This window comes from Brevirhabdus pacifica (genome assembly GCF_002797755.1).
Lineage (GTDB): Bacteria > Pseudomonadota > Alphaproteobacteria > Rhodobacterales > Rhodobacteraceae > Brevirhabdus > Brevirhabdus pacifica.
This window is the reverse complement of the sequence record NZ_PGFI01000011.1, coordinates 1126021-1144602: the sequence shown is the minus strand read 5'-3', so window position 1 is coordinate 1144602 and position 18582 is coordinate 1126021. Positions and strand designations below refer to the sequence as shown.

Annotated in this window: 16 protein-coding genes; 6 read left to right on the top strand and 10 right to left on the bottom strand. The window is 68.6% G+C overall.

Annotation, left to right across the window (positions count from 1 at the left end; genetic code table 11):
• Positions 1-57: 57 nt before the first annotated feature.
• Positions 58-672, bottom strand: a complete 615-nt coding sequence (locus CLV77_RS05560; protein WP_076978896.1) for a riboflavin synthase — start codon at positions 670-672, stop codon at positions 58-60.
• 279 nt (positions 673-951) lie between these two features.
• Here CLV77_RS05560 and CLV77_RS05555 point away from each other — a divergent pair, with 279 nt between their 5' ends.
• The 3 genes from CLV77_RS05555 (at position 952) to CLV77_RS05545 (ending at position 5595) form a co-directional block, all read left to right on the top strand.
• Positions 952-2244, top strand: a complete 1293-nt coding sequence (locus tag CLV77_RS05555; protein ID WP_076978897.1) for a capsule biosynthesis protein — start codon at positions 952-954, stop codon at positions 2242-2244.
• An 89-nt stretch (positions 2245-2333) separates the two neighbouring features.
• Positions 2334-3458, top strand: a complete 1125-nt coding sequence (locus tag CLV77_RS05550) for a polysaccharide biosynthesis/export family protein (protein WP_076978898.1) — start codon at positions 2334-2336, stop codon at positions 3456-3458.
• A 13-nt stretch (positions 3459-3471) separates the two neighbouring features.
• A complete protein-coding gene (locus tag CLV77_RS05545) occupies positions 3472-5595 on the top strand; it encodes a capsular polysaccharide biosynthesis protein (RefSeq protein ID WP_076978899.1) in 2124 nt (707 codons plus the stop codon).
• A gap of 16 nt (positions 5596-5611) precedes the next feature.
• Here the strand turns inward: CLV77_RS05545 and ribD are convergent, their stop codons facing one another.
• Positions 5612-6772: a bifunctional diaminohydroxyphosphoribosylaminopyrimidine deaminase/5-amino-6-(5-phosphoribosylamino)uracil reductase RibD gene (ribD, locus tag CLV77_RS05540; protein ID WP_236861008.1), complete on the bottom strand. Its 1161-nt coding sequence runs from the start codon at positions 6770-6772 to the stop codon at positions 5612-5614.
• A 4-nt stretch (positions 6773-6776) separates the two neighbouring features.
• A complete protein-coding gene (gene nrdR, locus CLV77_RS05535; RefSeq protein ID WP_076978900.1) occupies positions 6777-7244 on the bottom strand; it encodes a transcriptional regulator NrdR in 468 nt (155 codons plus the stop codon).
• A 199-nt stretch (positions 7245-7443) separates the two neighbouring features.
• Here nrdR and CLV77_RS05530 point away from each other — a divergent pair, with 199 nt between their 5' ends.
• Positions 7444-8115: an SDR family oxidoreductase gene (locus tag CLV77_RS05530; RefSeq protein WP_076978901.1), complete on the top strand. Its 672-nt coding sequence runs from the start codon at positions 7444-7446 to the stop codon at positions 8113-8115.
• 31 nt (positions 8116-8146) lie between these two features.
• Here CLV77_RS05530 and CLV77_RS05525 read toward each other — a convergent pair whose 3' ends face one another.
• From CLV77_RS05525 to CLV77_RS05505, 5 genes are all read right to left on the bottom strand, one after another.
• The gene (locus tag CLV77_RS05525; RefSeq protein ID WP_076978902.1) at positions 8147-8566 is read right to left on the bottom strand and encodes a secondary thiamine-phosphate synthase enzyme YjbQ; all 420 of its coding nucleotides are present in this window, start codon (positions 8564-8566) and stop codon (positions 8147-8149) included.
• Positions 8567-8689: 123 nt separating this feature from the next.
• Entirely contained in the window at positions 8690-10696 is a 2007-nt protein-coding gene (gene rpoD, locus CLV77_RS05520; RefSeq protein WP_076978903.1) for an RNA polymerase sigma factor RpoD, read from the bottom strand.
• Between the two features lie 82 nt (positions 10697-10778).
• Positions 10779-13058 (bottom strand): DNA primase, encoded by a 2280-nt coding sequence (gene dnaG, locus CLV77_RS05515; RefSeq protein WP_076980952.1) that lies wholly within the window; start codon positions 13056-13058, stop codon positions 10779-10781.
• Between the two features lie 172 nt (positions 13059-13230).
• Positions 13231-14661 (bottom strand): Glu/Leu/Phe/Val family dehydrogenase, encoded by a 1431-nt coding sequence (locus CLV77_RS05510; protein WP_076978904.1) that lies wholly within the window; start codon positions 14659-14661, stop codon positions 13231-13233.
• A gap of 114 nt (positions 14662-14775) precedes the next feature.
• On the bottom strand, positions 14776-15303 hold the full coding sequence (locus CLV77_RS05505) for a hypothetical protein (protein WP_076978905.1): 528 nt from the start codon (positions 15301-15303) through the stop codon (positions 14776-14778).
• Between the two features lie 212 nt (positions 15304-15515).
• Here CLV77_RS05505 and CLV77_RS05500 point away from each other — a divergent pair, with 212 nt between their 5' ends.
• On the top strand, positions 15516-16427 hold the full coding sequence (locus CLV77_RS05500; RefSeq protein WP_076978906.1) for a pirin family protein: 912 nt from the start codon (positions 15516-15518) through the stop codon (positions 16425-16427).
• Positions 16428-16509: 82 nt separating this feature from the next.
• Here the strand turns inward: CLV77_RS05500 and CLV77_RS05495 are convergent, their stop codons facing one another.
• Together CLV77_RS05495 and CLV77_RS05490 are read right to left on the bottom strand one after the other, a co-directional pair.
• Entirely contained in the window at positions 16510-17142 is a 633-nt protein-coding gene (locus CLV77_RS05495) for a rhodanese-like domain-containing protein (protein ID WP_076978907.1), read from the bottom strand.
• A 128-nt stretch (positions 17143-17270) separates the two neighbouring features.
• Complete coding sequence (locus CLV77_RS05490; protein WP_076978908.1) at positions 17271-17861, bottom strand: TetR/AcrR family transcriptional regulator; 591 nt, start codon at positions 17859-17861, stop codon at positions 17271-17273.
• A gap of 102 nt (positions 17862-17963) precedes the next feature.
• Here CLV77_RS05490 and CLV77_RS05485 point away from each other — a divergent pair, with 102 nt between their 5' ends.
• Positions 17964-18431, top strand: a complete 468-nt coding sequence (locus CLV77_RS05485; protein WP_076978909.1) for a hypothetical protein — start codon at positions 17964-17966, stop codon at positions 18429-18431.
• Positions 18432-18582: the final 151 nt, after the last annotated feature.

Below are 18582 nucleotides of genomic sequence, written 5' to 3'. Positions count from 1 at the left end.
CAGCCTTCGACCGGCAGACGCAAGATCCGGGCCCCAAGGGGACCGGAAACCCCCTCCTCAGCCGGCCTCGGCCAGGCGGGCGACGTAGCGGGCCAGCGTGTCGATCTCGAGGTTGATGGCGTCGCCCGCGCGGGCCTCGGACCAGTTGGTCGCGGCCATCGTGTGGGGGATCAGGTTGACGCCGAACCGCTCGCCCTCGACCTCGTTGACGGTCAGCGAGGTGCCGTTCAGTGCGACCGAGCCCTTGGGCGCGATGAACCGGGTCAGGGCGGCGGGCGCGCGGAAGGTCAGCCGCGTGCTGTCCCCCTCGGGGCGCAACTCCTCAAGCGTCGCAGTGCCATCCACGTGGCCCGAGACGATGTGACCGCCCAGCTCGTCGCCGACGCGCAGGGCGCGTTCAAGGTTGATGTGCCGGCCGTCCTGCCAGGCGCCGAGGTTGGTGGCCGAAAGCGTCTCGGCCGAGATGTCCACGTCGAACCAGTTTTCCGGTCCAACGCCCGCCCCATCGACGCGGCCCTTGTCGACCACGGTCAGGCAGACGCCGTCGCAGGCGATCGAGGCGCCGATGTCGATGCCGGCGGCGTCATAGGCCGTGGCGATACGCGCTCGCATGTCGCCGCGCCGCTCGACCGCGATCAGCCTGCCGATATCCGTGACGATCCCCGTGAACATGGCGTGCCTCCTGCCGCGAAACCCTTCCCGCATCTAGCCGCCCTGCCCAGCCAAGACAAGCCGCGCGCGCCGTGGGGCGGTTACGGGGCGCCCCGCCTCGACACTGCGTTCCGCCCGCCGCCGGGCAAACGCGATTGTCCCCAAATCAGCGCGAAAGCGGCCCCCTTCCGCCCCATTGGTGACACGAGCGGGGGGTAATCCCGAAAAAAGATCGTTTCAAATGCGGATTTTCCCGGTTGTCCGGCAGCGACAGGCCGGCATAGTTGAGTAGGTGGTGACATGGTCAAGGCGCTTGGCGTGGGCAAGAAATTCCTTTTTCTCCAGGGACCGCACGGCCCCTTCTTCGATACGCTGGCCGCGATGCTGCGTTCGGCGGGGGCCCAGGTCTGGCGCGTCGGCTTCAACCGCGGCGACGAAGCCTTCTGGTCCGACGGTGCCACCTACATTCCCTTCATCGAGAAACAGCAGGCCTGGCCCAGCGAGATCGGCAAGCTCTACCGTCGTCTCGGGATCACCGACATCGTGCTTTACGGTGACGTGCGCTTCGTCCACGCCGAGGCGATCCGCGCCGCCCAGAAATCCCATATCCGCGTCCACGTCTTCGAAGAGGGCTACCTGCGCCCCTATTGGGTGACCTACGAGCGGGACGGATCGAACGGCAATTCCAAGCTGATGGAAAAATCCGTCGCCGACATGCGCCACGAGCTGGCCGAGCTGGACGCCGACCTGCCCGACGCGCCCGCCCGCTGGGGCGACATGCGCCATCACATCTTCTACGGCGCGCTCTACCACGGCTTCGTCATGCTGAGAAATCGCCGCTATGCCAATTTCCGGCCCCACCGGGACATGACGGTCGACAAGGAATTCCAGCTTTACGCCAAGCGTCTGCTGACCATGCCCTTCCGCTCGGCCGAGCGGGCGCTGGCGACCCGGCGGATCACCCGGGGCGGCTTTCCCTACCACCTGGTTCTGCTCCAGCTTGAGCACGACAGCTCCTTCGTGAAACACAGCCCCTTCAAGTGCATGGAAGAGTTCCTGCGCGTCTGCATCGAGGGGTTTGCCGAGGGCGCACCGCCCCATCACCAGCTGATCTTCAAGGGGCACCCGCTGGAGGATGGCCGCCGTCCGATGCGCGCCACCATTGCCGCCATCGCCCGCGAGTTCGGCGTCGAGGGGCGCGTGCGCTACGTGCCGGGCGGCAAGCTGGCGGCGCTGATGAACCACGCGCGCACCGCCGTCACCGTCAATTCCACCGCCGGCCAGCAGGCCCTGTGGCGCGGCCTGCCGCTGAAGGTCTTCGGCTCGGCGGTCTATGCCAAGCCCGAGTTCGTCTCGGAACAGCCCCTGCCCGAGTTCTTTGCCCGCCCCATGCGGCCCGACAGCCGCGCCTACCGCGACTTCCGTCACTACCTTCTGGAGACCAGCCAGCTTACGGGCGGCTACTATTCGCAGAAGGGGCGGCAGGAGCTGCTGCGCCAGGTCGCGGACCTGATCCTGGCCAAGCAGGATCCCTACGACTCGCTCAAACTGGGCAACGCGGCACCCCGGCAACACTTGCGCCTGGTGAACTGAGCCGCCGCCGGGACACTGGCTTTTTCATGCATGCTTCCGTAATGTCGCAAAAAAAGCACGGGCAGAGCAGCAGAATGAGGGCAGTTCCCATGAAATTCATGGCATCGAACGGAGCGCGCGTCGCCGCGCTCCTGGCGGGCGTCGCGGTTGTCTCCTCCTGCGGCCTGCCGCGATCGGGCCCGACCAAGAGCGAGATTTTCGCCGGATCGGTGATGCGCCAGGGCGATGCCTTTATCGTCTCCGTGAACCCCCGGGTCACCCGCGCCACCGCCGTCACCCCGGCGCTTGGCTTCTCCAGCGCCTTCCGCAACGCCGGCGTCATCGGTTCCGACATCATCCGCCCGGGCGACAGCCTGGGCCTGACCATCTACGAGAACGTCGAGGACGGGCTGCTGGCCAAGGGCGGCCTGTCGCAGCTGGACGAGGTCCAGGTCGACGGCGCGGGCTTCATCTTCGTGCCCTACGCCGGGCGCATCCGTGCCGCCGGCAACACCCCCGAGGCCCTTCGCGGCGTCATCACCCGCAAGCTGGACACCCAGACACCCGATCCCCAGGTGATCGTGCGGCGTCTGGCCGGCAACGGCGCGACCATCTCCATCGTCGGCGGTGTCGGCGGCCAGGGCGTCTACCCGATCGAGCGTCCGACCCGGACCCTTCTGTCGATGCTGGCCCAGGCCGGCGGCATTTCCAGCGACCCCGAGGTGACCCGCGTCACCCTGATCCGCGGCAGCCGCCGTGAGACCGTATGGCTCTCCGACCTCTACACCAATCCCGCCCTCGATATCGCGCTGCGGGCCAATGACCGCATCATCGTCGACGAGGACACCCGCGCCTTCACCGCGCTGGGCGCGACCGGCACCCAGAGCCGCCTGAACTTCCCCACCCCCAATATCTCCGCGCTCGAGGCGATCGCCCAGGTCGGCGGCCTATCGTCCTCGCTGGCCGATCCCACCGGCGTCTTCGTTTTCCGCAACGAGCCGGCCGAGATCGCCAACAACGTGCTGGGCCGCACCGACCTGCAAGGCACCCAGCGCTTCGTCTACGTGCTGGACCTGACCGAGCCCAACGGCATGTTCGAGGCCCGCGATTTTGCTATCCGCGACGGCGACACGGTCTACGTGACCGAAGCGCCCTTCGTGCAGTGGAACAAGACCATCTCCTCGCTGACGGGCACGCTCAACCAGGCCAACAACCTGGCGGGCATCGCCCAGTAACGGGCGCAGCCCCGTGCCCCCGGCAAGCCAGACACCCGATCCCGGCCCTGCCGGGGACGGCAATGCCGGCCCGGGGGCGCGCCGCCTTTTCGTCTATTCCGCCGGTTTCCTGCGCCAGCCCCGCCTGCGCCGCATCCTGTCGCTTGCCGGCTGGCAGATCACGCCCGCGGTGCCGCCCTTCAAAGGCTCTCCCTTCCCCCTGCCGGGCCCCGACGACGCGATCGGTGTCTGGGGGCATTCGCCCTACGCCGCGCGGGGCGAGCGGGCGGCGCGGTTGACCGGCGCGCCCTTGGTGCGGATCGAGGATGCCTTCATCCGTTCCCTCCACCCCGGCCGCAGCGGAGAGCCGCCCCTGGGCCTGGTGATCGACCGGCGCGGCCTCTACCTCGACGCGGGCCGGACCAGCGATCTTGAGCACCTGCTGCGCGAGACCCCGTTCGACGACGCGGCCCTGCTTGGACGCGCCCGCGACGGGATCGAGAGGCTTCAGGCCGCCGAGGTCAGCAAGTACAGCGCCTACGACCCCCACCACCCGCTTCCCCGGCCCGGATACGTTCTGGTAATCGACCAGACCCGCGACGACGCCTCGATCCGGCTGGGCGGGGCAAACGCCAGCCATTTCCGCGAAATGCTCTTCACCGCCCGGGACGAGCATCCGGGCGCGCGCATCGTCATCAAGACCCACCCCGAGACCGCTGCCGGCCACCGCCCCGGCCATTTCGGCCCCGAGGATGTCGATAACAGCACCACCCTGCTCTCCGACCCGGTCTCGCCCTGGCTTTTGCTGCGCGGCGCGGTGGCGGTCTATGTCGTCACGTCGCAGATGGGGTTCGAGGCGATCATGGCCGGCCACCGCCCCCACGTCTTCGGACAGCCCTTCTATGCCGGTTGGGGCCTGACCCAGGACCTGCTGCCCCAGCAGCGGCGCGGCCGCACCCTGACCCGCGCCCAGCTTTTCGCGGGGGCGATGCTGCTCTATCCCACCTGGTACGATCCCCACCGCGACCGGCTGTGCGAGTTCGAAACGAGCCTTGCCGCGATGGAGGCCGCCGCCCGCGCCTGGCGCCAGGACCGCTTCGGCCATGTCGCCGGCGGCATGCGCCTGTGGAAACGCCGCCCCCTGCAACGCATATTCGGCCAGTACCGGCGCCTGCGCTTTGCCGAGGGTCCCGCCCTTGTGCGCACGGCCCGCCGCGAGGGGCGCCCGGCCATGGTCTGGGCCGGCAAGGCCACGCCCGAGCTGACGGAGGCCGCCCGCGCGTCCAAGGTCCCGCTGGTGCGGGTGGAGGACGGGTTCCTGCGGTCGCGCGGTCTGGGGGCCGAACTGGTGCCGCCGCTGTCGCTGGTGCTGGACGATCTTGGCATCTACTACGATCCCTCAGGGCCCAGCCGGCTTGAGACGCTGATCCGCGACGCCGCCAGCCTGAGCGACGCGCGCCGCAACCGCGCCCGCGCCCTGCATGACCGGATCCTGCGGGCCGGACTGACGAAATACAACCTTGGCCCCGGGCCGGACCGGGCCGCCTCCGCCGGGCGTCCCCACGCGCCCCGCATCCTGGTGCCGGGACAGGTGGAGGATGACGCCTCGATCCTGACGGGGGCCGGGACGGTGCGCACCAACCTCGACCTTCTGCGCGCCACGCGACAGGCCAATCCCGGGGCACTGATCCTCTACAAGCCCCACCCCGATGTCGCGGGCGGCCTGCGGATGGGCCACGTGGCCCCCGACGAGGTGCTGCGCCACGCCGACGAGCTTGTCGAGGGGGTCGATGCCGCCGCCCTTCTGACCGAGGGGACCGAGGTCTGGACCATGACATCCCTGCTGGGGTTCGAGGCGCTGTTGCGGGGCCTGCGGGTCACCTGCCTCGGCACGCCCTTCTACGCGGGCTGGGGCCTGACGCGGGATCTGGGCCCCGTGCCCGACCGCCGCCGGCGCGAAGTCTCGCTGGAAGGGCTGATCCACGCGGCCCTGATCGATTATCCGCGCTATTTCGATCCGGTGACCGGCACGGCCTGCCCGCCCGAGGTTGCGGTCGACCGGCTGGCCGGCGGCAATTTGCCCCGGCCCGGCCCGCTGAACCGGCTGACCGCCAAGGCGCAGGGGGCGCTATCCTCCTACGCCTGGCTGTGGCGCTAGGACCTCGTCTGCTGGGCTATTTGCTGCGCAAGCCGTCGGGGCGTTCCCAGGTGGCGTGAACGTCGCCCCCGACCTGCTCCAACCGTCGCAAGCGGAAGCGGGGCGCGTCGGACAGGCGTTCCAACCCCAACTCGCCCAAGGCGGGGCGCCCCTCGGCGCCGATGGCGATACCTGCGCCAAAGCCGTGCAGCTCGTCGACCAGGCCGGCCCGTAGAAGGCTGCCGGCAAACTGTCCGCCCCCCTCGCAGAAGACGCGGGTCAGGCCCCGCGCCCCGAGGGCACGCATAAGCCCCGCAAGCTCAAGCCGTCCACCCGTCTCGGGCACGGCGACGCAGACCGCGCCGCGATCGGTAAATGCCTTGATACGCGCCTTGTCTGCGCGGGGGCCGTGGCACAGCCACAGGGGCACCTGGCGGGCCGAGGCCGCAAGCGCCCCCTCGGGCGGCAGGTCCAGCAGGGCGGAGGCCACAACCCGCACGGGCTGCGCCACCTCGCCCAGGCCGCGCACGGTCAGAAGTGGGTCGTCGTCGCGCGCCGTTCCGCCGCCCACCAGCACCGCATCATGGGACAGGCGCAGGGCATGCACCCGGCGGCGCGCCTCGGGCCCGGTGATCCACTGGCTCTCGCCCCCCGCCGTCGCGATCCGCCCGTCGAGAGAGCTTGCCAGCTTCAGGGTGACCATGGGCCGGCCCAACAGCACGCGGGTCAGGAAACCGCGCTGCTGGCGGTGGGCCTCCTCGGCCATGATACCGGTCGCAACCGCGATCCCGGCGGCCCGCAGCCCGGCAATGCCGCGCCCCGCGACCCGCGGATCCGGGTCGCCGATGGCGATGTTGACCCGCGCCACGCCCGCCGCCTTCAGCGCATCGGCGCAGGGGGGCGTTTTGCCATGATGGGCACAGGGTTCAAGGGTGACATGGGCGGTGGCACCCCGGGCCGCGTCCCCGGCCTGGTCCAGCGCCATGCGCTCTGCATGAGGACGGCCCCCGGGCTGGGTCCAGCCCCGGCCCAGCACCCTGCCCTCCTGTTCGATGACACAGCCGACGGCGGGGTTGGGCCAGACATTGCCCAGCCCCCGCGCGGCCAGCGACAGGGCCATTCGCATCCAGCGAATGTCCGCATCCGTCGGCGCGGAGGGGGGGTGCGGCTTGCGCGGGGCGGCGCCCATCTGCGCCATGGGCTCAGCCCTCTGGCGTGCTGGGCGGGCGCAGCTCGGCGACGAAATCCTCGAAATCGTCGGCCGCCTGGAAGTTCTTGTAGACGCTGGCGAAGCGGACGTAGGCGACTGTGTCGATGCGGGCCAGGGCCTCCATCACGATCTCGCCGATCAGCTTGGAGCTGATGTCGGTATCGCCCATGCTCTCAAGCCGCCGCACGATCCCCGAGATCATCTGATCCATGCGCTCGGGCTCGACGGGGCGTTTCTGAAGGGCGATGCGGATCGAACGCTCCAGCTTGTCGCGGTCGAAATTCTCGCGCTTGCCATTGGTCTTGATGACCACCAGGTCGCGTAGCTGAACACGCTCGTAGGTGGTGAACCTGCCGCTGCAGGCCGGGCAGAAGCGGCGGCGGCGGATAGCGACATGATCCTCGGCGGGCCGGGAATCTTTGACCTGCGTATCTACATTTCCGCAAAACGGACAGCGCATCGGACCGCCTCCTTGATCTTCGGGCTCGGGTGCCCACAGGCACTATAGGAAACCCGCGACGGCTTGGGTAGTGCCCATTTCCGCCCACAACATCCTGTTGTCGCTGAGAAACACCCACCCGCCAAAGGGGCCCGGCGGAACAGCCGGGCCGGCCTTCGTGTTGGCCCTGCGAACACCTTCCCAACCAAGGACAGCGATCATGGCAAAGACCCTCTTCATTACCGGGGCCTCGACGGGCATCGGCGCGGAAACCGCACGGGTCGCCGTGGACCACGGTTGGAACGTGGCGCTCTTCGCCCGCTCGGCCGAAACGCTGGAGGAGGTCGCGGGCGACCTGGGCCGCGCTGCCATGTCCCTGCCCGGCGATGTCACCGACCCCGAGGCCCTCGTGACGGCGATGGAACGCGCCGCCGGGCATTTCGGCTCGCTCGACGCGGTCTTCGCCAATGCGGGGACCGGCCTTTCCACCCCCGGGACCGAGGCCGGCGCGATCGACGAGTGGCGCGCCATGGTCGACGTGAACATCATGGGGCTTCTCTACACCGCACGGGCGGCCCTGCCCCACCTGCGCAAAAGCCGGGGGCATTTGGTGCTGACCGGATCGGCGGCCGGGCGGCGGCACATCAAGGGCTCGATCTACGGGGCGACCAAGTGGTTCGTGCACGGCTATGCCGGCAACATGGCCGAGGAAATGCGCGACTGGGGCGGGCGCTGCACCGTCGTCGCGCCGGGGATGGTCGACACCCCCTTCTTCGATGACGGCGCCCCCGACAAGCTTCAGCCGCGCGACGTGGCCGACGCCGTGCTGCACGCGCTGAACGCGGATCCGCGCAATTGCGTGCGCGAGATCTACCTTATGCCCCAGAACTGAGCGGGCGAGCCGTGCAGGATGGCCGGGCGGATTATCCGAGCAGGCTCAGCGCGACCTCGCGCCGATGGGGGGCGCGGCGGTGCTCGAAAAGGTAGATCCCCTGCCAGGTGCCCAGCCGCATCCGCCCCGCCTGCACCGGGATCTGCAGGCTGACCGGCATCATCGCCGCCTTGATATGGGCGGGCATGTCGTCGGGGCCTTCCGACGTGTGGCGCAGATAGGACATCGCCGGATCGTCCGAGGGCGGCACCAGCCGGTCGAAGAATGCCCGTAGATCGCGCTGCACGTCCGGGTCTGCGTTTTCCTGTATCAGCAGCGAGCAGGACGTATGCCGCACGAAGAGCGTCAGCAGGCCGTCACCGGCGCCCTGCCCGTTCAGCCAATGCGCCACCTGATCGGTAAACTCGTAAAGCCCGCTGCCATTCGTGGATAGGGTGATCGTGCCCTGCATTGCTTGCCTCTTGCTTGTCCGGACGGTCCGGCGTTTGACCGCAGCCTATCGTCGGCAGCGGCCCGCGCCAAAACGAAAAAGGGCGCCCCGACCGGAGCGCCCCTTCACCGTTCTCGAATAACCCTACTGGTCCAGGAAGGACCGAAGCTTGCGCGACCGGCTGGGGTGCTTGAGCTTGCGCAGCGCCTTCGCCTCGATCTGACGGATCCGTTCGCGGGTGACGCTGAACTGCTGACCAACCTCTTCGAGGGTGTGGTCAGTGTTCATGCCGATGCCGAAACGCATGCGCAGCACACGTTCCTCGCGCGGGGTGAGGCTGGCGAGGACGCGGGTCGTGGTTTCCTTCAGGTTTTCCTGAATGGCGCTGTCCAGCGGCAGGATCGCGTTCTTGTCCTCGATGAAATCGCCAAGCTGGCTGTCTTCCTCGTCGCCGATGGGCGTCTCGAGGCTGATCGGCTCCTTGGCGATCTTCATCACCTTGCGAACCTTCTCCAGCGGCATTTGCAGCTTTTCGGCCAGTTCCTCAGGCGTGGGTTCGCGGCCGATCTCGTGCAGCATCTGGCGACCCGTGCGGACCAGCTTGTTGATCGTCTCGATCATGTGGACCGGGATGCGGATGGTGCGGGCCTGATCGGCAATCGAACGGGTGATCGCCTGGCGGATCCACCAGGTCGCGTAGGTCGAGAACTTGTAGCCTCGGCGATACTCGAACTTGTCGACGGCCTTCATCAGGCCGATGTTGCCTTCCTGAATAAGATCAAGGAACTGCAACCCGCGGTTGGTGTATTTCTTGGCGATCGAGATCACGAGGCGCAGGTTAGCCTCGACCATTTCCTTCTTGGCCTGACGGGCCTCTTTCTCGCCCTTCTGGACCTGCTGGACGATGCGGCGGAATTCGCTGATGTCGAGGCCGACATACTGGCCAACCTGAGCCATCTCGCCGCGCAGTTCCTCGATCTTGTCGCGCGACCGCTCAAGGAAGGCGGACCAGCCTCGGCCGGGCTTGGCGGCGATCTGGTCAAGCCAGGTCGGGTCAAGCTCGTGGTCGCGGTAGGTGTCGATGAATTCGCGCCGGTTGATGCGGGCCTGGTCGGCCAGCTTCACCATGTTCGAGTCGATCGCCATGATCCGGCGGTTGATGCCGTAAAGCTGGTCGATCAGCGCCTCGATACGGTTGTTGTGCAGGTGAAGCTCGTTCACCAGCTCGACGATCTCGCCGCGCAGGGACTGGTAGGCCTCTTCCTCGCCGGCCGAGAAGCTTTCGTCCTCGTTCAGCGTGGCCGAGATGCGCACATCCTGCATGTCCGACAGGCGGGCATAGTCGGCGGCGATACGGTCCAGCGTCTCAAGCACACGGGGCTTCAGCGCGGCTTCCATGGCGGCAAGCGACATGTTCGCCTGCTCGTCCTCGTCGTCATCGTCGTCGGTCGAGCGGATGGGATTGCCGTCGGCATCAAGCTCGGGCTCGGCGCTTTTCTTCTCGGGCTTGGGGGTGGTGGTCGTCGCGGCGCCCACGTCGAGGCCAGCGACGACATTCTCCTCGCCCGCCTCGCCATCCTCGCCCATCGAGCGGCCGAAGGTCGTCTCGAGGTCGATCACGTCGCGCAGCAGGATATCCTCGGACAGAAGTTCGTCCCGCCAGATGGTGATGGCCTGGAAGGTCAGCGGGCTTTTGCACAGGCCCGCGATCATGGTGTTGCGCCCGGCCTCGATCCGCTTGGCGATGGCGATCTCGCCCTCACGGCTCAGCAGCTCGACCGAGCCCATCTCGCGCAGGTACATCCGCACCGGGTCGTCGGTCCGGTCCAGCGTCTCGGAGCTGGTGGTCGCGACGGTGATTTCCTTGCTGTCCGAGGTGGTCGTAAGCTCGGTCGACTTCTGCTCGCCGTCCTCTGCCTCATCATCCTCGATGATGTTGATGCCCATCTCGGAGAGCATCGACATCACATCCTCGATCTGCTCCGAGGACACCTGTTCGGGGGGCAGCACCTGGTTGAGCTGATCATAGGTGATGTAACCCCGGGCCCGCGCCTCGGAGATCATTTTCTTGACGGCGGCCTGGCTCATGTCCAGCATCGCCTCGTTGTCCTGATCGTCCTGCTTCCGGTCTTCGGTGTCCTTGGCAGCCATGCAGCTCTCCTACAGCGGGGGTGATTCGGTCGCGCGTGCTTTTGCGAATCATTAAACGCGAATCAATGATTCGCACACCCGTTTACCTTGTTTTCTTTACCCAAACCTCACCGTCGATGAGGTCTTGCAGCATCTTCGACAGGGCGTCGCGATCTTCGCCCATATCAGGACTGTCGTCCACGCCCCATCTTTCGGCCCTGTCGCGGGCCTCGGCGGCCTGTCCGAGGCGCCATGTCAGCCCCTCGTCGGCCAGCCCCTCGAGGTCCTGCGACGCCTCGTCTATCTCCCTTTGCACCCCCCGGCGCGAGGCCAGTTTCGACAGTTCCTGGCGCACGGTCTGCGCCGCGAGCTCGGCGTCGTCCCGGTGCCTGAACGGGGGGGAGATCTGGACATGGCTCAGGGCGAACAGCTTTTCAAGGGCGCCGCCGGCGTCGGTGGCGATCCGCTCGGGCAGCTCGGCAAGATCGCCGGCAAAGCCGTGACGCAGCAGCGCCGCGCGCACGGGCTCGTGGGCGGGGGCCAGTTCCAGCGTTTCCAGCTCGGCCTCGAAATCGCGCAGGATGGCGGGATGCACGACCAGCGCGGCCAGGATCACCGCCTCGCGAAGGTGCTCCTCGACCCCCGGCTCGGCCATGGCGAGAAGCGATCGGCGGGTGGAATCAAGGGGCTGGGCAGGCGCGTCGCCCCAGCCCCGGCGGTTGCCGCCCCGGTCCTTGCGGCCCTTGCCGAAGCCACCTCCGCGCCCCCCGCCCTGGCCCAAACCCTGGCCCGATCCATAGCCCGTCCCACGGCCCGAGCCGCGGTTGGGATCGCGGTCGGCCTCGCGCCCCGTCTCCCGTCCGTAGTCCTGCCCCTGCCCCATGTCCCGGTCAGGGTAGCCCCCGCCATCGCGCGGATCGTCATAGGGGCCCCGGTCATCGGGTTCGTAGCCGGGCCCGGCGCCTGCATAGGGGTCGGGATATGGGCCCGGATCGTAGGGGGGTGCGCTGTCGTAGCGCATGTCCTGCCCGCCCCGGCCCGCGCCGTCGGGCCCCACGAGGTCGCCGCCCAATTCACCACCCAGGCCGCTTTCGGGGCCGGTGCCGAAAAGATCCCAGCGCAGGCGCTTGATCTCGTCGGCGTAATGGCCGCGGATCGAGCGGTCGCGGATCCGGCGCAGGATGTCGCGCAGGGACTTGTCGAGAGCGGCCTTGCGCTCGGGGCTGTCGAAGACGCGGCCCTCGGTCTCGCGCTGCCAGAGCAGGCGCACCATGGGCACCGCGCCATCGACCACGCGCTGCATGGCCTGCGCCCCCTCGGCACGGATCAGATCGTCAGGGTCCTTGCCCTCGGGCAGGATGGCAAAGCGCAGGGATTGGCCAGCCTCCTGCAGGGGCAGCGCCAGGTCGATCAGTCGTTGGGCCGCGCGCAGGCCGGCGGCATCGCCGTCGAGGGCGATCACCGGCTCGGGCGAGATCTGCCACAGCATCCGAAGCTGGTTCTCGGTGATCGCGGTGCCCAGGGGGGCGACGGTGGCCTCGAACCCGGCCTGAACAAGGGCAATCACGTCCATATAGCCCTCGGCCACGATCAGGGTGCCACGCTTTCCGGCGGCCTCCCGGGCAGGGCCGAGGTTGTAGAGGCTGCGCCCCTTGTCGAAAAGCTCGGTCTCGGGGGAGTTGAGATACTTGGCGCGGGCATTGGCGCTCATGGCGCGCCCGCCCAGCGCGATGGTCCGCCCGCGCCCGTCGCGGATGGGGAAGATGATGCGCCCGCGGAAGCGGTCGTAGGGGGCGCCACCATCGTCGGGCCGCGCCGCGAGGCCCGCGTCGACGATCATGTCGGGCGCCACCCCCGCTCCGGTCAGGTGCGACCAGAGCGCCTGGCGCGCGTCGGGGGCGTAGCCGATGGCAAAGCGCTTGCGCGCCCCCTCGTCGAGGCCGCGCCCATCAAGATATTGCCGCGCCGCCCCTCCCGCCGCGGTGCCAAGCTGCATCGTGAAGAAGCGCACCGCCTGTTCCATGACCTCGGCCAGAGCCGAGCGCCGGTCGGTACGGGCCTGGGCACGCGGGTCGCTTTGGGGAACCGGCAGGCCGGCTTCCTGCGCCAGGATGCGGATCGCCTCCATGAAGCCCACGTTCTCGGTCTCGCGCACGAAGGAGATGGCGTCGCCCTTGGCCTGGCAGCCGAAGCAGTAATAGAAGCCCTTGCGATCATCGACGTGGAACGAGGCGCTCTTTTCCTGGTGGAAGGGACAGGGCGCCCAGAAATCGCCCTTGCCCTGGTTCGACTTGCGCGGGTCCCACATGACCTTGCGCCCGACGACCTGGGAGAGGCTGAGCCGCGTGCGCAGCTCGTCGATGAAACCGGGGGGCAGACTCATGGCATCCATATTGATCCGGGCGGCGCCAGAGTCCAGCCGGCAGAGTTGCACCGGCTGGCCGGGGCGCGGCGATATCCCGCCGGGGCGCGGGGTGCGGGCGGGGACGCCTCCGGCGGGGATATTTTTGCGACAATGAAGGGGAGCGAGCCCCCTTTCGGGCGGGTGGACGGGTTCAGAGACCCTTGGCGTGGTAGCTGCGGGCAACCCGCTCGATGGCGACCAGGTAGGCGGCGGTGCGCAGGTCGTGGACATCGGCGCGGCCATGCCAGACCGCCCGCATGGACTGGTAGGCCGTGCGCATCGTGTCGTCGAGGCCCGAGCGCACCAGCTCCAGCTCATCGGCGCCACGCAGGTATTTCTGCTTGAAGTCCGGGGTCATCGACCAGGCGTCGCCCATGTAGCGGTCGAGCCGCTCGAGCTCGTTCATCAGGAGCTGGTGGCGGGCCTCCTCCTGGCGGCGCTGCATGCGGCCGAAGCGGATGTGCGAGAGGTTCTTGACCCATTCGAAATAGGAAACGGTGACGCCGCCGGCGTTGGCGTACATGTCCGGGATGATGACGCAGCCTTTCTTGCGCAGCACCTCGTCGGCGCCGGCGGTGATCGGACCGTTGGCGGCCTCGATGATGAGGGGGGCCTGCACGCGGCCCGCGTTACCCAGGTTGATCACCCCTTCGAGGGCGGCGGGGATGAGGATGTCGCATTCCTCCTCGAGCAGGAGGTTGGGATCCTCGACCAGCTCGCCCACCGGGCAGCCGCGCACGGTGCCGTGGTTCTGCATCCAGTCATGGACCGCCTGCACGTCCAGCCCCTCGGGGTCGAAAAGACCGCCGTCGCGCTCGGCGATGCCGGTGATGCGGGCGCCGTCTTCCTGGCTGAGGAAGAGAGCGGCGTGGTAGCCCACGTTGCCCAAGCCCTGGACCACGATGCGCTTGCCATCGAGGCTGCCGGAGAGGCCGGCGGCGGCGATATCCTCGGGGTGGCGGAAGAATTCCTGCAAGGCGTATTGCACGCCGCGGCCCGTGGCCTCGACCCGGCCCTGGATGCCGCCGGCGTGGATCGGCTTGCCGGTCACACAGGCGCGGGCGTTGATGTCGGTGGTGTTCATGCGGGCGTATTGGTCGGCGATCCAGGCCATCTCACGCTCTCCGGTGCCCATGTCGGGCGCGGGGACGTTCTGGCTGGGGTGGATCAGGTCGCGCTTGGCCAGCTCATAGGCGAAGCGGCGGGTGATCCGCTCCAGTTCGTCCTCTTCATAGTCGCGCGGATCGATGCAGAGCCCGCCCTTCGAGCCGCCGAAGGGCGCTTCGACCAGGGCGCATTTGTAGGTCATCAGCGCGGCCAGCGCCTCGACCTCGTTCTGGTTTACGGCCGGCGAGTAGCGGATGCCGCCCTTGACGGGCTCCATATGCTCGGAATGGACCGAGCGGTAGCCGGTGAAGGTGTGGACATGGCCGCGCAGGCGGACGCCGAAGCGCACGGTATAGGTGGCGTTGCAGACGCGGATCTTCTCTTCCATGCCCCGGGGCAGGTCCATCAGCGCCACGGCGCGGTTGAACATGAGGTCGACGGAATCGCGGAAACTCGGCTCGGACTGAATGCTCATGGCACCCCCTGAATTCTGAGGTCGAAACGGGCGCCCCCGGGGCGCGCCCGTTTTCAACCTAGGGGTCGGGGCCGAGTCGCACACCCCCGAAATGCGCAAGCGCCTGATTGTCGCCTACTTGTCGTCGTCGGCGTCGGGCTTGAGTTCGTCCAGGAAGGTGAAGCGGCGGGTGCCCAGCCGCTCGGCCACGCGCATGGAGAGCATGTCGGCCATGGCCTTGGTCTGGGGCACGGGCGTCACGCCGCCGACGCCGACGCGGCGGCCGATGCGCCACCACAGGCCCGGCGCCCAGGCCAGGCCGTGGCGCCCGTCGATCAGCAGCACGAAGCCGTTGGAGGGCTTGAAGGCGAAGGTGCCGCGTTCGACCTTGGTGATCTCGTCCATCCGGCAGAGCAGCCGGCCGGTGCTGTCTTCCAGCCGGTCGGGCCAGAGCAGCAGGCTGAGCGCGCTGGACCGGCGGAAGCGTTCGGCCTGGATCAGCACCAGCAGGCCGGTGCCCAGCAGGAAGACCTGCCAGCCCAGCGCCTCGGGCGGGCGGGCCATGGCGAGGTAGAGCAGCAGCCCCCCCAACCCCAGCAGCACGATAAGGGCAATGACCCGGCGCGGGCCCGAGGTGGTGATGATGTAATCCGGCTCTTGCATGGTGTCCCCTTCGGCTGCGCCCCGCCAATAACCGGCCCCGGCCGGGGCCACAAGCCGCCAGGGGCGCGCGCCCGCTCTGTGCCCTGCTGCACAGCCCCCCTGCGCCCCTGCGCCGGGGCCGGCGTTGTGCGCGACGCTTGGCGGGCATATTTCAATGTCAGGATGCGATGGGCTGACCGCAAGGCGGGCCATCACGAGACAGGAGAAAGCCCATGTCCATCAGACCCGTCACCGCGCTCAGCAAGGCCCAGCCCACGCTCGAGGGGGCCGGCGTGCACCTGCACCGCGCCTTCGGCTTCCACGAGCCCGAGGCGCTGGACCCGTTTCTGCTGTTCGACGATTTCCGCAACGAGCGGCCCGAGCATTTCCAGCGCGGCTTTCCCTGGCATCCCCACCGCGGGATCGAGACCATCACCTATGTTCTGAACGGCAGCGTCGAGCATGGCGACTCGCTGGGCAACAGCGGCACCCTGGGGGCGGGCGACGTGCAATGGATGACCGCGGGATCGGGCATCCTGCACCAGGAGATGCCCAAGGGGAACGCGCGCGGGCAGATGCACGGGTTCCAGCTTTGGGCCAACCTGCCTTCGTCGCTGAAGATGACCGCGCCGCGCTATCAGGACGTGGGCGGCGGCGACATCCCCGAGGTGATCGACGATGACGGCACCCGGGTGAAGGTGATTGTGGGCGAATTCTGGGGCAAGCGCGGCCCGGTCGACGGCATCGCCGCCGATCCCCAATACCTGGATATCTACGTACCCCCCGGGGTCACCAAGACCTTTCCGGTCGACACCTACCGCCGTGCCTTTGCCTATGTGTTCGAGGGGGCCGGCCGGTTCGCCGATGCCAGCCAGCCGGGCGGCGTCCTGCTGGAAAAGGAAGTGATGGGCCAGGAGGTCAACATCCGCGACCTCTCGGGCGACCGCACCCTGGTGCGTTTCGGCACCGGCGACGAGGTCACGGTCCAGGCCGGGCCCGAGGGCATCCGCTTTCTGCTGGTTTCGGGTGCCCCCATCCAGGAGCCGATCGCCTGGCACGGGCCCATCGTGATGAACACCCAGGCCGAGATCCGGCAGGCGATGAGCGACCTGCGCAACGACCGCTTCATCCAGCCGGCGCACTGACCGCCCGGGACGATCCGCGCTTTGGCCGGGGCGGTGCGCCCGCCCCGGCCTTCTCCCGCCCGGTCCTCACCGGGGTCCCGGGTCAGGAGCCGCCGGTCACCGTCAGCCCCAGCACCCGCCAGATCTGCATGCCGCCCCGGTAGTAGTGGATGCGGTCGACCGGGTAGCCCTGTTCGACCATGTGGCGGATGGCCGTCGGGGACTGGCCACACCAGATGCCATTGCAGAAAAGCGCCACGCGCTTGGCCTCCTCGCAATTCCAGCCGTCGAAATCGGCCTCGCAGCCCAGCTTGTCCAGCTGATCCAGGATCTGGTCATAGGGGATGTTGATGGCCCCGGGGATGGTGCCGCCCTGAAACCAGTCGACGGTCCGGCTGTCGATCACCACGGCCTCCGGGTCCTGCAGCATCTCGATCAGCTCCAGTTCGCCGATCGTGGTGACCCCCTCGGCCGGGGTCACGGGCTGGATGCAGAAATCGGGACAGGGGCGCGAGGTGCGGGCCCAGTCGCCGGTGATCTTGTGATCGGTATCCTGGATGCGGCGGATCTCGACCGGGCCGTCGGCGGTCTCGACCGTGACGGTGGGCATATCCTTGGTGATGCCGACCTGGATCCCGGCGTCGGGCTTCGGCGCGGCAGCGGCACCGGCGTCTGTCTGGGCCTGGCCGGCGCCGGCCAGAAGGGTCAGGGCGATGGTCAGGGCGATCCTATTCATTGCAACCTCCTATGCTGGCGGGACTTTGGGGCAGATGGCCGTCGCCGCCCGCGCGCGCCGGCCCGTCCCCCCAAAGATAGCGTTGAAAGATCATCCGGCGAGGGTATCGCTTGGCCAACCACCGGCCCCTATTCGGCGCCGACGGCCTTCAGGACAAGATCGCGATAGATCGCCTCGACCCCCTCGCGATCCAGGCGGCCGCCCTCGCGGAACCAGGTGTTGACCCCAGTCAGCATCGCGATCAGGGCCATGGTGGTCAGCTTGACGTCGCGGATGCGGAACTCTCCGGCCAGCTCGCCCGCGCACAGGATCTCCTCAAGCCGCGCCTCGTAGCGGCGGCGCATCGCCTCGATCACGGCGAAGTTCTCGGGCGTCAGGTTGCGCAGCTCCATGTAGGCGATGAATACGAGATCGGGCCGGTCGAGGTGAAAGCGGATGTGAAAGCGGGCGAAAGCCTCCAGCCGGGCGCGCGGGTCCTGATCCGGGGCTGCGGCCGGCAGCTTCTCCAGCAACTCCTGCATGTGATCGTGCATCAGACTGAACAGAAGCGTCTGCTTGTCGGGCGTGTAGAGATAGAGCGCGCCGGCGCCCAGCCCCACCTCGCCCGCGATCTGGCGCATGGAGACGGCGGCATAGCCGTGGCGCGCGAAAAGCCGCAGCGCGGCGGCCCTGACCCGGGGGCCGGTGATGTCGGAGTGGGAGCCCTGTCTTCGTGCCATCGCGAAAGGCTATCTGAACAGGTGTTCAGTTCCAAGTCGGGAATGGGGCCACCCCGCGCCGCGCCCGCTTGTGTCGGCCCGCGCCGGTGCTATGTTCCGCACATGCCGGCCCACCGCCCCCATTCCTTACCGCGCCCGACCCTGGCGCTGCTCCTCGCCCTGCCCCTGCTGGCGGCGGGATGCGACGCGCCGCCGGACCTGCGCGGGCAAGCCTCGCCCGCGGCCCGGGCCGCCCCCTATCCTGACCTGATCCCCATCGACGCGCTGCTGGCCGAGGCCGCGCGAGGGCGCCTCGACGCCGCCGAGGTTGCCCGGTTCGAGGCCGAGATCGGCCGCCTTCAGCGCAAGGCCGACATCCTGCGCCGCCAGATGGTGCTGACCCGGGCCGAACGTGACCGCCTGCGCCAGCGCGCGGCGCGGCTGCAACCGGCCAGCATCGAGGCCGCCCGCGTCGACGCCCGCATCGACGCCCTGCGCCGGCGGGCCGATGACCTGCGCCGCCAGATGCTGATGAACGACGAGGAACGCGCACGCCTGCGTGCCGCGATCGAACGGGCGGGTCAGGCCTGAGGCCACGACAAGGCCGGGCAAACCAGCCCCTCGCATCGCGCAAATTCCATCCGCATTTCCGCCCCGATCCATCCCCCCGGCCCCGTCGGCCGTGGCGGCCGGATGCCCCACCCCTGCACCGGCGGCATGCCCCGCCCCCCGAGGCGATTGC